13 protein-coding genes are annotated in these 13598 nt (G+C 50.7%); 5 read left to right on the top strand and 8 right to left on the bottom strand.

Annotation, left to right across the window (positions count from 1 at the left end; translation table 11 throughout):
* Nucleotides 1-37: 37 nt before the first annotated feature.
* Nucleotides 38-1438 carry a class II fumarate hydratase gene (gene fumC / locus ABJO30_02950; GenBank protein ID MEP3231770.1) on the bottom strand — a complete coding sequence of 467 codons (1401 nt, stop codon included), beginning with the start codon at nucleotides 1436-1438 and terminating at the stop codon, nucleotides 38-40.
* 182 nt (nucleotides 1439-1620) lie between these two features.
* Here fumC and ABJO30_02945 point away from each other — a divergent pair, with 182 nt between their 5' ends.
* The 5 genes from ABJO30_02945 (at nucleotide 1621) to ABJO30_02925 (ending at nucleotide 7968) form a co-directional block, all read left to right on the top strand.
* On the top strand, nucleotides 1621-2541 hold the full coding sequence (locus ABJO30_02945) for a hypothetical protein (GenBank protein MEP3231769.1): 921 nt from the start codon (nucleotides 1621-1623) through the stop codon (nucleotides 2539-2541).
* 66 nt (nucleotides 2542-2607) lie between these two features.
* Complete coding sequence (locus ABJO30_02940; GenBank protein ID MEP3231768.1) at nucleotides 2608-3300, top strand: alpha/beta hydrolase; 693 nt, start codon at nucleotides 2608-2610, stop codon at nucleotides 3298-3300.
* Nucleotides 3301-3476: 176 nt separating this feature from the next.
* On the top strand, nucleotides 3477-6326 hold the full coding sequence (locus tag ABJO30_02935; GenBank protein MEP3231767.1) for a molybdopterin oxidoreductase family protein: 2850 nt from the start codon (nucleotides 3477-3479) through the stop codon (nucleotides 6324-6326).
* Nucleotides 6323-7060, top strand: coding sequence for a 4Fe-4S dicluster domain-containing protein (locus ABJO30_02930; GenBank protein MEP3231766.1), 738 nt, complete (start codon nucleotides 6323-6325; stop codon nucleotides 7058-7060). Before ABJO30_02935 ends, ABJO30_02930 begins: the two co-directional genes overlap by 4 nt.
* Nucleotides 7060-7968 (top strand): DmsC/YnfH family molybdoenzyme membrane anchor subunit, encoded by a 909-nt coding sequence (locus ABJO30_02925; protein ID MEP3231765.1) that lies wholly within the window; start codon nucleotides 7060-7062, stop codon nucleotides 7966-7968. Before ABJO30_02930 ends, ABJO30_02925 begins: the two co-directional genes overlap by 1 nt.
* On the opposite strand, the gene ABJO30_02920 is transcribed toward ABJO30_02925, so the two are convergent.
* Genes ABJO30_02920 through pobA form a run of 7 tightly spaced genes read right to left on the bottom strand, consistent with a single transcriptional unit; the run spans nucleotide 7965 to nucleotide 13538 of the window.
* Nucleotides 7965-9029 (bottom strand): 3-carboxy-cis,cis-muconate cycloisomerase, encoded by a 1065-nt coding sequence (locus tag ABJO30_02920; protein MEP3231764.1) that lies wholly within the window; start codon nucleotides 9027-9029, stop codon nucleotides 7965-7967. The two genes, ABJO30_02925 and ABJO30_02920, sit on opposite strands and share 4 nt — an antisense overlap.
* Nucleotides 9030-9038: 9 nt before the next feature.
* Nucleotides 9039-9881, bottom strand: a complete 843-nt coding sequence (locus tag ABJO30_02915; GenBank protein ID MEP3231763.1) for a 3-keto-5-aminohexanoate cleavage protein — start codon at nucleotides 9879-9881, stop codon at nucleotides 9039-9041.
* Nucleotides 9874-10443, bottom strand: a complete 570-nt coding sequence (gene pcaG, locus ABJO30_02910; protein MEP3231762.1) for a protocatechuate 3,4-dioxygenase subunit alpha — start codon at nucleotides 10441-10443, stop codon at nucleotides 9874-9876. The genes ABJO30_02915 and pcaG overlap by 8 nt, the downstream gene beginning before the upstream one ends.
* Nucleotide 10444: 1 nt before the next feature.
* Nucleotides 10445-11167, bottom strand: a complete 723-nt coding sequence (gene pcaH / locus ABJO30_02905; protein MEP3231761.1) for a protocatechuate 3,4-dioxygenase subunit beta — start codon at nucleotides 11165-11167, stop codon at nucleotides 10445-10447.
* On the bottom strand, nucleotides 11164-11550 hold the full coding sequence (pcaC, locus tag ABJO30_02900; GenBank protein ID MEP3231760.1) for a 4-carboxymuconolactone decarboxylase: 387 nt from the start codon (nucleotides 11548-11550) through the stop codon (nucleotides 11164-11166). The genes pcaH and pcaC overlap by 4 nt, the downstream gene beginning before the upstream one ends.
* A complete protein-coding gene (pcaD, locus tag ABJO30_02895; GenBank protein ID MEP3231759.1) occupies nucleotides 11547-12344 on the bottom strand; it encodes a 3-oxoadipate enol-lactonase in 798 nt (265 codons plus the stop codon). The genes pcaC and pcaD overlap by 4 nt, the downstream gene beginning before the upstream one ends.
* 6 nt (nucleotides 12345-12350) lie before the next feature.
* Entirely contained in the window at nucleotides 12351-13538 is a 1188-nt protein-coding gene (pobA, locus tag ABJO30_02890) for a 4-hydroxybenzoate 3-monooxygenase (protein MEP3231758.1), read from the bottom strand.
* Nucleotides 13539-13598: the final 60 nt, after the last annotated feature.

Below are 13598 nucleotides of genomic sequence, written 5' to 3'. Positions count from 1 at the left end.
TTTCAGCAATGGGGGTCTCCCCCCAAAATAATCGAGCTTACTTATTCGGCCCAATCATCAATTCAGGGCGTACATATTTGTCGAACTCTTCTTCGCTCAACAGACCAAGCGCCAAGGTTTCTTCCTTAAGCGTTGTGCCGTTTTTATGGGCCGCTTTGGCGATCTTCGTCGCATTGTCATAGCCGATATATGGGTTCAGCGCTGTCACGAGCATGAGCGAACGTTCCATCAAGGCTTTGATGTTGTCCTCATTGGCTGTGATGCCTGAGACGCAACGGTCAGTGAAGGATACGGCCGCATCGCCCAGAAGCTTGATCGACTGCAACATGGCGTAGCTCATCACTGGGTTATAAACGTTCAGCTCAAAATGGCCTTGGCTACCTGAAAACGCAATTGTTGTTTGGTTGCCCATCACCTGCGCACAAACCATGGTCATGGCTTCACACTGTGTCGGGTTCACTTTGCCCGGCATGATGGAAGAACCTGGCTCATTTTCTGGCAATGACAATTCACCAAGACCAGAACGCGGGCCAGAACCCAGAAGACGAATATCGTTTGCAATCTTAAACAGCGATGCTGCCACTGTGTTCAAGGCACCGTGGGCATAAACATAGGCGTCATGACCTGCGAGTGCTTCGAATTTGTTGGGTGCTGTGCGGAACGGAAGGCCTGTAATGTCTGAAACTGCGCCTGCAAAATCGCTATCAAAACCAACTTTAGAATTCAAACCCGTACCAACAGCCGTGCCGCCTTGCGCCAATTCATAAAGACCGTCCAGCACTTCTTCCACGCGCTTAATGCCCATGGCAACTTGGTGGGTGTAGCCTGAAAACTCTTGGCCCAATGTGAGCGGCGTCGCGTCTTGTGTGTGCGTGCGGCCAATTTTGATGATGTCTTTAAATTCGTTCTGCTTGGCTTCAAGCGCTTTATGCAAATGCTTCAAACCCGGCAAAAGCACATCGTTGATTTCACGCGCTGCGGCAATGTGCATCGCTGTTGGGAAGGTGTCATTTGATGACTGACCCATGTTGCAATGATCGTTCGGGTGAACTGGTTCTTTAGAACCGATAACACCACCCATAATTTCAATCGCGCGGTTGGCGATCACTTCATTGGTGTTCATGTTCGATTGAGTGCCTGAACCCGTCTGCCAAACCACGAGGGGGAAATGGCCATCCAACGCGCCGGAGGCAACTTCGGAAGATGCCTGTTCCATCGCCTTCGCGCGGTCATCATCAAGCTTGCCCATCTTGTTGTTTACGCGGGCAGCGGCCTGTTTGACGATGCCAAGCGCATGGATCAAAGGCGTCGGCTGCGTCTCGCCACCGATCGGGAAATTCATAATAGAACGCGCCGTCTGCGCCCCATAATACATGCCTTCAGGAATATCGAGGGAACCGAAACTATCGCTCTCTTGGCGTGCAGGTATTTTAGACATGGAAACTCTCCGCAAAATGGACTGGATTTGCAGCGCACAATAGCGGGATTTTTGGGCGAGGCAAGGGTGGGGGGAGTTTGACTTTCAAAAGGAGATCGACGTTATCTAAGAGTTGCATAAAAAAAATTGAGCATTACTCTCAATTGCTAACGCTACAATACTTCACAACTGAGGTTTACTAGATGTCTGCCGACGGCCCCGATGATGGATGGACAAATGAAGTCATCGCGTTTCTCTCTAGCAACATTCGAAGGCTTGACGACAATAGTGGTTGGGATCACGTTTTTATTTCTGCCTATCAAATGGGGTGTATGGCGCTAATTGAGCTGGGACAAGCATATGAAGAAGACGCTAGAGTTTATCGAATAGAGAGCCCTAAAGTACCAACAATTCTTCCTCGTTGGGATGACGTGTGCTTCGCAGTATTAGTTGTTGCTCGACAAAACGGCTTGATCAATTATCGCTATAAAGATGGTTCGATGGCGCCTGACCGATTGGCTGTGAAGGGCTTTCGTGTCCAATCGGAACATAAAAGACCAGAACCCATTCCCAACATCCAGCCAAAAAACAGATTAGGCTATGCCCATGCTAAAGATGAGCTTCTTTCGTTATTATTAGCACTAGGCCTTACTGATAATGGCTTATGGACTGCTCGCGCTGAAACTGTGCTTTGGCGCGAACAACCAAAAGAATGGCAATTGGATGTTAGGGCAGACCCACGATTTGAAAATGCCGCCAATTATGCTGTCGAAAAGATGCCTGACCACATAAGGGCAGAAATCAAAGCAACAGTGACGATTACGAACGAAGATGTGGATGCAGCCATTGTCACAATGAAAAAGGAAATAAAAGAACTACGTGAGAAATATGGCCCAAAAGCACGCATTGGCGGTTCAACCGATGCCAAAAGCATCCGCAAAAGTCTCGAGTTTCAAAGATCTAATAGTTTAGATTGGATTTTCTATCGCAATTGGCGGTTAGATACTGGGTGGTTATCTGAAGCGGAAGCGGCAAGAGCATTGGATATTTTCCACGACCCACTTGCCCAAGCAATGAAGCATGAGGTGATCGCGCGGCTTTATCCCGATTTCTCTTCACGTTAAGCATTGGAACTACACTCCACACCCCCAACCTTGAATCCCTTTCACCCCATCCCCACATAACCCCTTATGAAACGCTTGCTTCTCACAGCTCTTCTCACTCTCGCCCCAACAGTCGCGATGGCTGATTGTGTGGTCTTCCTCCATGGCTATGCCCGTTCTCCAGCTTCGTTTTCGGTGATGGAGAAGGTGTTTCAGCATAAGGGTTTTGACACCACCAAGGTTGGCTATCCGTCCAAAGAGCTGGAAATTTCAGAACTTGCCGACATCGCCGTTCCGGAAGCGGTTGAGCGTTGTGAGGGGAAGGCTGGCAATATTCATTTTGTTACCCATTCGCTCGGCGGGATTTTGGTGCGGGATTATTTTGCGCGTCAGTCAATCGACCGCCTAGGCCGCATCGTCATGCTTGCGCCGCCCAATGATGGCTCCGCGATTGTCGATAAGCTCGGCAAGACGAAGCTTTTCAAGAAACTCTCTGGCCCCGCTCTTCTTGCCCTCACAACGGGTGAGCAAGGCAAGCCGGGTAAGCTTCCTGCCGTAAAATTCGAACTCGGCGTGATCGCGGGTAAGCGCTCGGTTAATCCGGTCGGTTCATATCTTTTAGAGGGTCCAGATGATGGGGCGGTGACGATTGAAAGCACCAAGGTTGACGGCATGAAAGACCATATCGTCTTGTCTGCCACCCATACCTTCATGATGAACAATCCGAAGGTAATCAGCCAAGCAGCCCATTTCATTCAACAAGGGCAGTTTAAGCGCTAAGTAGGGGCGCCCTATTTCTGTCAATAAGCGCAGAACCCCTTCTGACCCTTAACACTCTCGCCATCTGGCTCATCACCTTTCTTCATCTGGTCTGTAGATAAAGCTCCTCTTTTTTTGCGAAAAGTCATAAAGTGCTATTTCTGTGCTAGATTCTTCAAAAATGAAGGAAAGTTTTGGTGGTCAACGACCCAATTTTAGAAAAATCACCTCATGTGTCAGATGAAGTGCGTAAGACCACTTGTTATATGTGTGCGTGTCGTTGCGGCATCAATGTTCACCTGCGTAATGGTGCGGATGGTAAGCCGAAAATTCGCTACATTGAAGGAAATCGCGATCACCCGATCAACAAAGGTGTTTTATGCGCCAAGGGTTCTGCGGGCATCATGCAGCATTATGCGCCCTCACGGTTGAAGAAGCCGTTGAAGCGGGTTGGTGAGCGCGGTGAAGGCAAGTTTGAAGAGATCGAATGGGACGAAGCGCTTGGCATGGCGCAAGATTGGCTTGCTGCCATTCGCAAAGATGACCCTAAGCGTCTTGCATTCTTCACAGGCCGTGACCAATCGCAATCTTTCACGGGCTGGTGGGCGCAGCAATATGGCACGCCAAATTTTGCAGCCCATGGTGGGTTTTGTTCCGTCAATATGGCGGCGGGTGGCATTTACACTTTTGGCGGTGCCTTCTGGGAATTTGGTGCACCGGATTGGGAGAAGTCTGAATTCTTCATGATCTTTGGCGTGGCGGAAGATCACGATTCCAACCCGATTAAAATCGGCCTTTCAAAACTAAAAGAACGCGGCAAGAAAATTGTCGGCGTGAACCCCGTGCGCACGGGCTATAACGCCATTGCAGACGAATGGGTTTCCATCACACCTGGCACAGACGGCTTGTTCGTTTTATCGCTGGTGCATGAACTTTTAAAAGCTGGTTACGTGGATGTGGATTACCTCATTCGCTACACCAACGCGCCGTGGCTTGTGATCAATAATCCTGATGGGGATGACCATGGCCTGATTGCCCGCGACGAAGACGGCAACGCGCTTGTGCTTGACCGCGATAGTGGTGAGGTGGTTGCCTATAACAAAAAGGACGTGAAGCCACATTTGAAGGGTGAGGTAAAACTTGCCAAAGGCAAAACCGCACGCCCTTCATTTGAACTGTTGGCTGAGAAATACTTGGCTGATGAATATGCGCCAGAAAACGTCTCTGAGCGCACGGGTGTTTCTGCCAATCAGATAAAGCGCTTGGCACAAGAAATTGCCGATGCGGCCTTTAAGAGCGAAGTGGTTGTTGATCAGCCATGGACTGACATGAAAGGCGAGAAGCACGACAAGATGGTTGGTCGCCCCGTGGCTTTTCATGCCATGCGCGGGATTTCTGCCCATTCCAACGGTTTCCAAACCTGCCGCTCTATTCACATGCTGCAAATTCTGCTTGGCTCCATTGATGCACCGGGCGGGTTCCGCTTTAAGCCGCCTTATCCACGGCCAATTGCGGCTCAGCCAAAACCCCATGGTGGGTGCAGACCAGATGCACCGCTTGCAGGCCCTCATCTTGGTTTCTTGCGTGGCCCAGAAGATTTATTGCTTGAAGAGGATGGCGTAACACCACAACGCATTGACCGCGCTTTTTCGTGGGACGCGCCCATGTCATCCCATGGCCTCATGCATATGGTGATTTCAAACGCTCATGCGCGCGAGCCATACGGCATTGATGTGCTGTTCATGTATATGGCGAATATGTCGTGGAACTCGTCGATGAATTCGGCGGGCGTCATGAAGATGCTAACCGATAAAGATGAGAACGGCGATTATGTGATCCCGAAGATCATTTATTCCGATGCTTATTCATCTGAGATGGTGGCTTATGCCGATTTGATTTTGCCTGACACCACCTATCTAGAACGTCACGATGCGATTTCACTGCTTGATCGCCCGATCTCAGAACCAGAGGCCATGTGTGATGCAATTCGCTGGCCAGTGCTTCCGCCAGATCGTGATGTGCGTGGTTTCCAATCCGTACTGCTTGATCTGGGTGCGCGCCTTGGCCTGCCCGGTATGGTCAATGATGATGGTAGCGCTCGTTATCAAGATTATGCCGACTACATCACCAACCACCAACGCAAACCGGGCATCGGCCCACTTTCTGGATGGCGCGGCAATGGTGATCAAACAGGACGCGGTGAACCGAACGCCGATCAAATTAATCGCTACATAGAAAATGGCGGCTTCTCTGAAACCCATGTGCCGAAAGAAGCGCTTTATTACAAGCACGCCAATGTCGCTTGGCAGGATTTTGCGGTCGAGATGGGCCTGCAAGATGGTCCCGTGGAAAATGTGTTCCAGCTTTATCTAGAGCCACTGCGCAAGTTTCAACTCTGCGCGGAAGGCAAGATGGAACCGCAACCACCTGAGAGCCATCGCGAGCGAGTGCAAACCTGTTTTGATCCCTTGCCAATTTGGTATCCGCCGTTTGAAGGCACTGGCATCAGTGAAGAAGAATACCCCTATCACGCACTCACCCAGCGCCCTGCTGCCATGTATCATTCATGGGGATCACAAAATGCGTGGCTTCGTCAAATCCATGGCCATAACCCGATGTATGTTCCGGGCGAAATTTGTGACCAAGAAGGTCTTGAAGATGGTGATTGGGCTTGGGTCACCTCTTATCATGGCAAGATCAAAGTGCCGGTTAAACGCATGAATGCCGTCAACGGCAAAACCATGTGGACGTGGAACGCGATTGGCAAACGCAAGGGTGCTTGGAGCCTTGATAAAGATGCGCCTGAGGCAACCAAGGGCTTCCTCTTAAACCACCTTATCAACGAGCTATTGCCACCAAAAGGCGACGGGCTTCGCTGGTCGAACTCTGACCCGATCACCGGACAAGCTGCATGGTTTGACTTGCGCGTAAAGATCGAAAAAGCGGAAGCAGGAGCCGAAGTGTCCGAACCGCAATTTGATGCACAGGGCAATGCTGGATACAGCGGCGATGATACCGTGTCTTATGGCAAGGAGTGGACGAAATGACCACGCTCCCTGCCTCAACAAATAAGAAACTTGGTCTTGTTATCGATCTTGATGTTTGCGTTGGTTGTCATGCCTGCGTGGTCAATTGCAAAGAGTGGAACACAGGCGGCTATGGCGCGCCTTTGTCGGATGAAGATCCCTATGGCGGCAACCCGACAGGGGCATGGCTTAACCGCATTCATACGTTTGAAGTAACACTAGAAGACGCACCCGCATCTATCGTTCATTTCCCAAAATCATGCCTCCACTGCGATGATGCACCGTGCGTGACAGTTTGCCCAACGGGTGCAAGTTATAAGCGCTCGGAAGATGGCATTGTGCTGGTTGAAGAAGACAAATGCATCGGCTGCGGCCTTTGCGCGTGGTCATGCCCTTATGGCGCCCGCGAGATGGACCCTGTTGAGCAGGTGATGAAGAAGTGCACCCTTTGCGTCGATCGCATTTACAATGAAAACCTCGAAGAAGTAGACCGCACTCCGGCCTGTGTTCGTACCTGCCCTGCCAATGCCCGTCACTTCGGTGATTTTTCTGACCCGAATTCAGATGTCTCCATCATGACACGAGAACGCAGCGGCTTTGATTTGATGCCTGAAATGGGGACGAACCCCGTCAACAAATACCTGCCACCACGGCCAAAAGTGCGACCAGATCAAGCACCCGTTTTAGCTGCCCCTGTTGTTAAAGCAGAAGGCGGCCTTCTTGGCTGGGTCGATAAAATGTTGGAGGCGCTCTAATGCATCCCGCCGTATCCGTTATTTTCTTCACGGTCATGTCTGGTGCTGGCTTTGGGCTGATGGCGATGCTTGGGCTTGGCGTGCCTTTGCCTGACGAACCTGTTTTCGCCTTCATGATTTGCGTGATGGCAGCAAGCCTTGCCGTTGCGGGCCTTATCTCCTCGACGTTTCACCTAGGCCACCCAGAGCGGGCGTGGCGTGCGTTTTCGCAATGGCGCTCTTCATGGCTTTCGCGTGAAGGTGTTTTGTCTGTTGTGACCCTTCTGGTCTTCGCCCTTTATGGTGCAAATTGGGTGTTCAATGGCGAGCGTCATCTTGTGTTGGGTCTTGTGTTGGCAGCCCTCGCACTCCTCACAATTTTTGCAACGGCCATGATTTACGCGCAGCTTAAAACAGTACCGAGCTGGAACACGTGGCTAACGCCTCTTTGCTATGTCGCCTTTGGTCTTGCCTCTGGCTTACTGCTTGCAACAGCCTTTACCACTGGCAACAAAGAAGCTTTGGGCATGATTACTGCTGGCCTTGTTATTCTTGCGTGGTGCGCAAAGTATATGTGGTGGAAACGGGCTGACACTATCGGGTTTTCTGATACCAACTCAGACACTGGCACAGCCACAGGGCTTGGGGAGCTCGGCTCAGTCAAATTGCTGGAGCGTCCCCACACGGGCGAGAACTATTTGACTAAAGAAATGGTCCACCAAATTGGCCGCAAACATGCTCAAAAGCTTCGGATGATCGCCAAGGTTCTAGGCTGTCTGGTTCCTGCAATTATCGCGGCCTTAGTCTGGATTATCGGCGCGCCGACTATCCTCTTGGTTCTGGCGTTCCTGTCTATGATCGCTGGTCTGTTTGCAGAACGTTGGCTGTTTTTCGCCGAAGCAAAACACGCCGTATCGCTTTATTATTAAGGTGCCGTGCCTATAGCGGTGGCGCTTTCAAGCAGCGCACTTGCATTGCGCAGGCTTGCGCCTGTTGCCACGCATAACTGCGGGATCATCATCCATTCAAATGTCCACGCGGCACCTGAGCGTTCTTGTTCGTGGATCATCGCGTGTTGCATGCCACCTGCAAGTGTGGCGTTAAAGCGGGCGAGTGTTACCAGCGCTTCGGCTTTAACAGGGTTTTGCTTGTGCGCCATCGCGGATGATCCGCCCGCGCCTTCAAATTGGAATTCACCCAATTCGTTTTGAGCCATCAGCACAATGTCTTGACCCATCTTGCCAAGTGATCCGGTTACAAAAGCCAACCACTGCGCATAATCAACAATGCCCATGCGCTCCGTGTGCCAGCAATAACCGGGGTCACGCAGTCCGAGTTTTTCAGCGAGAGCTGCACGGGTCGCATCGGCCTTGTCACTTAGTTTATCAAGCGTTCCAATGGGCCCACCAAACTGCACGCATAGGGCTTGATAATTGATCTCGGGCAACAACATTAAATGCCGTTCAAGCGGGCGCTTCCAGTGTTCCAACCGATCAGCGACCGTCATGGGAAGGGCTGCTTGCATTCGCGTGCGGCCCATCAACGCGTTCTCGCCGAACTGATTGGCCAATCGCTCTAAATGAGAAATCACCTCTTTAAGCCGCGCAGCCAAAACATTGCTCACATCGGCTAGGCGCAGGGCAAGGCTTGTATCAATCACATCTTGGCTGGTGGAGCCAAAATGCAGATGTGGGCGATGGGCTTCATCAACACTGGCACGAAGCTGGCTGATGAGTTCTGGCACGACCATTCCATCGCGCGCACTGCCTTCAGCAAGCGCTGGCATATTGGGTTCAAAACTATCAATCGCTTGTTTAATAGCAGCAACGGCATCCGCTGGAATAACGCCCGTTTCTGCTTCCGCTTCTGCCAAGGCCAATTCAAAACGCAACATGGCTGCAAGGTCTGCTTTAATAGAAAAGCTTCCAGCAATTTCCATGTCGCCCAAAAGGCCAGACAAGAACGGAGCATTAAACGGCGTATAAGACATGGTTTCCCTTTAAGCGGCGCGCAGCCCTAAAATTTCACGGGCTTCAGTGGTGGAGGCGATAGGGCGCTCGTATTTCTCGCATAGGTCAGCGGCTCGTTTAATGAGTGCTGCATTTGATGGCGCGAGCGTTTCGCGGTCAAGGCGAACGTTGTCTTCAAGTCCTGCACGGGTATGGCCGCCATTTGCAATTGCCCATTCATTGACGACGACTTGTCCCGCGCCAATACCCGCAGCACACCAAGGTGCATCAGGCGCAAGGCGGTTCATGGTCTCAACGTAAAAATCAAACACATGCTTATCAACAGGCATGGCGTTCTTCACACCCATGACGAACTGAACATAGAGCTTCCGTGGAAACTTGCCCGCTTCATACATGCGCACGGCTTGAATGATGTGGGAAAGATCGAAGGCTTCAATCTCTGGCATCACATCATAAGTCCGCATTTCGCTTGAAAGCCATTCAACGAGATCTGGCGAGTTTTCATAAACGCGGGCAGGGAAATTGTTTGAACCCACAGTGAGTGACGCCATATCAGGGCGCAAAGGCAACATACCGCCTCGCTCTCGGCCTGAGCCAGAACGACCGCCGGTTGAAAACTGAATGATCGCGCCTTTGCAATGTTTCTCTAAGCCCTCTTTGAGTGCCGCGAAACGGTCTGGATCAGAGGTCGGCGTTTCATCATCGTTGCGCACATGACAATGCAAAATTGAAGCGCCTGCTTCAACGGCTTCTTGAGAACTTTCCACCTGCTCATTGACAGTGGTTGGAACGGCAGGGTTATCCGCCTTGCGCGGAACAGAGCCTGTGATGGCGCAGCATAAAATGCAGGGTTTACCCTTATGATCAGATATCGAAGAAGACAGTTTCGTTCTCCCCTTGAACCACAATATTGAAATGATAGGTGCTGCCGTCTTTTCTGGCAATCAGCGTGTTAAGTCGCGCCGGATCATCCATCAACAAAGCGAGCACAGGATCATCTGCATTGGCTTGTTCTTCAGGAAAATACATCCGTGTTGAAACGCCCATACCCATGCCGCGCGCAACCAACCAAAAGGCGATGTGCGGCGCTTGGTCTTCGACAGAACCGGGTTTGATGGTTTCAAACTCAAAAACGCCTGTTTCAAGATTGCAGGGATGACGCCCCCAGCCTTTAAAATCATCGCCATCATAAACGCCATCTGCATTGGCCTGCCAAACCTCAATCAAAGCATCCGGCATGATAGCGCCATCGCCAGAAAACACTTGGCCCTTAACTGTGATGCGCTCACCCTTGGTGGTGTCGGTTATCATGGACGTTCCAAGGTCGTGGTCAATGACGCCATTGATATCAACTAAGTTTGGCGTCAACCCAATGTGCACATAGGGGCCGCAGGTTTGTGATGGGCTTTCTTTGTGGGGAAGGTTCTTGAGCATATCAATTACCCTCCGGCTTGTTTTCAAACATCGTTGAGTTGCGACCACGCAGGATAATATCAAAACGATAGGCTAATCGATCCATCGTGTGGGCAGCATCCATATCGAGCTTAGCAACCAGTTGATCAACGGCTTTTGGATCGCTCAAAGATTGCACAATGGGACAAAGGGCAATCAGGGGATCGCCTTCAAAATACATTTGCGTAATCAGGCGTTGAGCAAAGCCAGAGCCAAAAAGTGAGAAGTGAATATGCTCTGGCCGCCACGCGTTTTCACTGTTTGGCCAAGGGTAGGCGGCAGGCTGCACGGTAAAGAACGAATACCGCCCTTCGGCGTCGCTCATGGTGCGACCGCATCCTGCAAAATTTGGATCGAGGGCTGCTAGATAGCTATCATTTTTATGACGATAACGACCACCTGCATTGGCCTGCCAAACCTCAATCAATGCATTGGGAACGGGCTTTGCGTTTTCATCCAAAATTTGCCCATGCACCATGATGCGAGGGCCGATAGCGCTCTCGCCAGCCTTGGCATAATTATGGACAAGATCATTGTCACCCTCACCAATCAAATCATGGCCGAACACAGGCCCGCTCTTTTCAGTCAGCGTGTTTGGGAATGCCAGCAAAGGTTTGCGCGGTGAACGAAGGGCGGTTGATTTATATTTCGGTGAATAGGGAGCTGGATGCCAATTCAAATCTCTTGGGTAAAATGCATCACTCATGAGGATGTCTCTTGATCCATTTCAGCATAAGTTTGCTTGGCAATTTTGATTGCATGATTAGCTGCTGGTACACCTGCGTAGATGGCCACATGCATCAGTGCTTCGCGGATATCCTCCATGCTTGCGCCCGTGTTGCGAGTCGCACGGACATGCATGGCAACTTCTTCGTCATGGCCAAGGGCTGCGAGCAGGGCGATGGTGACGATTGAGCGTTCACGGTTGGTCAGTTGATCACCAGACCAAACATGACCCCAAGCGCCTTCCGTGATCATCTCTTGAAACGGTTGGTCAAACGGCGTCTTGTTTGCCTCAGCACGATCCACATGTTCGTCGCCCAAAACAGAGCGACGGGCCTTCATGCCTTGATCAAAACGTTCACTCATTCAGAGGCTACTTTCTTTAAAAATGGCTGCACCAGATTTGAGAATTCTTCTGGCTTCTCAATGCAAGGAAGATGCCCCGCGCCGTCGATCATTTCAAACAAGGCGCCCGGGATAAGGCTTGATAGTTCGCTCACCAGCTCTGGTGGTGTCGAGCCATCTTCGCTGCCGACAATACACAATGTTGGAACATCTATAGTGGGCACTTGCTGGGTATAATCTGCATCGCGGATGGCGCATGAGGTGCCGATATAGCCTTGCAAAGGCGTGCGGGTCAGCATGTTGCGGTAGCCCATGAATTCTGGATTGTCCGGCGTACGATATTCTTGCGAGAACCAGCGGGTCATGATGTTTTCAGCGATTGATTCAATGCCGTTCTTTTCAACGATACCGATCCGTTCATTCCAAAGGGCTTCTGTACCGATTTTATGACCCGTATCACAAAGAACCAATGCCTTCACAAGATCAGGCCGTCCTAATGCTAAACCTTGTGCAATCATGCCACCAACAGACAAGCCGCAGACAAGCGCGTCTTTTACCTCAAGATGATCGAGCAGGCCCGCAAGATCAGCAATGTGATCAGCCATGCGGTAAGGGGCCGCCGGTGCATCGCTGAGGCCGTGACCGCGTTTGTCATAGACGACAATGGCAAAATCACCGACCATGCGCACAATCACATCGCGCCAAATTCGAAAATCCGTTCCAAGCGAATTGGAAAACACCAAAACCGGCTTACCCTCAGGCGCACCGATGACTTGGTAGTGCAGATTAACATTGTTGATTTTGGCAAATTGCATGGTCTTCTAAAACTCCAAAGGTAGTCCAACATAATTTTCCGCAATAGTACGTGAAGCGGCTTCAGATTGGACGATATAATCAAATTCAGCACGTTGCATCCTTTTTTCAAAAGGACTGTGTTCTGGGAACTGGTGCAGCATGGTGGACATATACCACGAAAAGCGCTCCACTTTCCAAACACGGCTTAAACAACGCTGGGAATAACTGTCGATATAAGCTGTATTATTCTTGTTAAATTTCTCGTCCAAGGCGTGAGAGAGCAAGCGCACATCAGCGATGGCTAGGTTCAAACCCTTTGCCCCTGTTGGTGGCACAATGTGGGCGGCGTCTCCTGCTAAAAATAAATTACCGTACCGCATAGGTTCCGCCACAAAGGAGCGAAGCGGCGCAATGCTCTTTTCAATCGAAGGACCACGTTTAATAAGGCCACCCAACTCCGCACCAAGCCTTTTTTCTAACTCATCAAAGAAGCGTTCGTCTGACCAGTCTTCAGCCTTCTCAGACATGTCGCACTGAATGTAATAGCGGCTGCGGCTTGCTGATCGCATAGAGCAAAGAGCAAACCCGCGCGCGTGGTTTGAATAGATCAATTCATCTGAAACGGGCGGTTGATCAACCAAAATGCCGAGCCAACCAAACGGATAAATCCGCTCAAAAGTTTTCAGGACATCGGCAGGGATCGTCTTTCGTGAGGCCCCATGGAAACCATCGCAGCCCGCCACATAATCGCATTCGATTTCATGCAGCTCGCCATCTTTTTTGAAACGAATGATAGGATGGTCGCTCTTTGCATCCACGATCTCAGTTTCTTCCGCAGAAAAAACCAATTCTGTTCCATGTTTGGCATGGGCTTCAAATAAGTCTTTGGTGATTTCAGTCTGGCCATAGACCATGACTTTTTGATCGGTCAAACCCTTTAAGTCGATACGGTGAAGCTCGCCATCAAAGCACATATCAAAACCATCATGGGGCAGACCCTCGCGATCCATGCGCTCGCCAATGCCAGCTTCGCGAATGGCTTCAACGCTTCCCCATTCCAAGACGCCAGCGCGAATGCGGCCTTCGATGTAAGCACGGTCTTGGCGGTCGACAATAATGCTTTCAATGCCAGCATTTGCCAATAATTTAGAGAGCAACAAACCTGCGGGGCCAGCGCCCACAATACCAACTTTGGTTTTGTGTCTCTTGGTCATTCATTGCCCCAACATATTTGCACACCAACAAACTCGATTTTGCCATTTTATGCAAGGCTG

Source organism: Hyphomicrobiales bacterium (assembly GCA_039973685.1).
In the GTDB taxonomy this organism is placed as follows: Bacteria; Pseudomonadota; Alphaproteobacteria; order Rhizobiales; family JACESI01; genus JACESI01.
Note: the sequence above shows the minus strand (reverse complement) of the source record. Positions and strands in the feature narration are given on the sequence as shown.

Bases quoted from the DNA above. Each gene is read 5' to 3' on its own strand.
- ABJO30_02940 (MEP3231768.1), top strand. From the start codon at position 2,608: ATGAAACGCTTGCTTCTCACAGCTCTTCTCACTCTCGCCCCAACAGTC.
- fumC (MEP3231770.1), bottom strand. From the start codon at position 1,438: ATGTCTAAAATACCTGCACGCCAAGAGAGCGATAGTTTCGGTTCCCTC.
- pcaD (MEP3231759.1), bottom strand. From the start codon at position 12,344: ATGCAATTTGCCAAAATCAACAATGTTAATCTGCACTACCAAGTCATC.
- ABJO30_02925 (MEP3231765.1), top strand. From the start codon at position 7,060: ATGCATCCCGCCGTATCCGTTATTTTCTTCACGGTCATGTCTGGTGCT.
- pcaH (MEP3231761.1), bottom strand. From the start codon at position 11,167: ATGAGTGATGCATTTTACCCAAGAGATTTGAATTGGCATCCAGCTCCC.
- pcaG (MEP3231762.1), bottom strand. From the start codon at position 10,443: ATGCTCAAGAACCTTCCCCACAAAGAAAGCCCATCACAAACCTGCGGC.
- ABJO30_02945 (MEP3231769.1), top strand. From the start codon at position 1,621: ATGTCTGCCGACGGCCCCGATGATGGATGGACAAATGAAGTCATCGCG.
- ABJO30_02930 (MEP3231766.1), top strand. From the start codon at position 6,323: ATGACCACGCTCCCTGCCTCAACAAATAAGAAACTTGGTCTTGTTATC.
- pcaC (MEP3231760.1), bottom strand. From the start codon at position 11,550: ATGAGTGAACGTTTTGATCAAGGCATGAAGGCCCGTCGCTCTGTTTTG.
- pobA (MEP3231758.1), bottom strand. From the start codon at position 13,538: ATGACCAAGAGACACAAAACCAAAGTTGGTATTGTGGGCGCTGGCCCC.
- ABJO30_02920 (MEP3231764.1), bottom strand. From the start codon at position 9,029: ATGTCTTATACGCCGTTTAATGCTCCGTTCTTGTCTGGCCTTTTGGGC.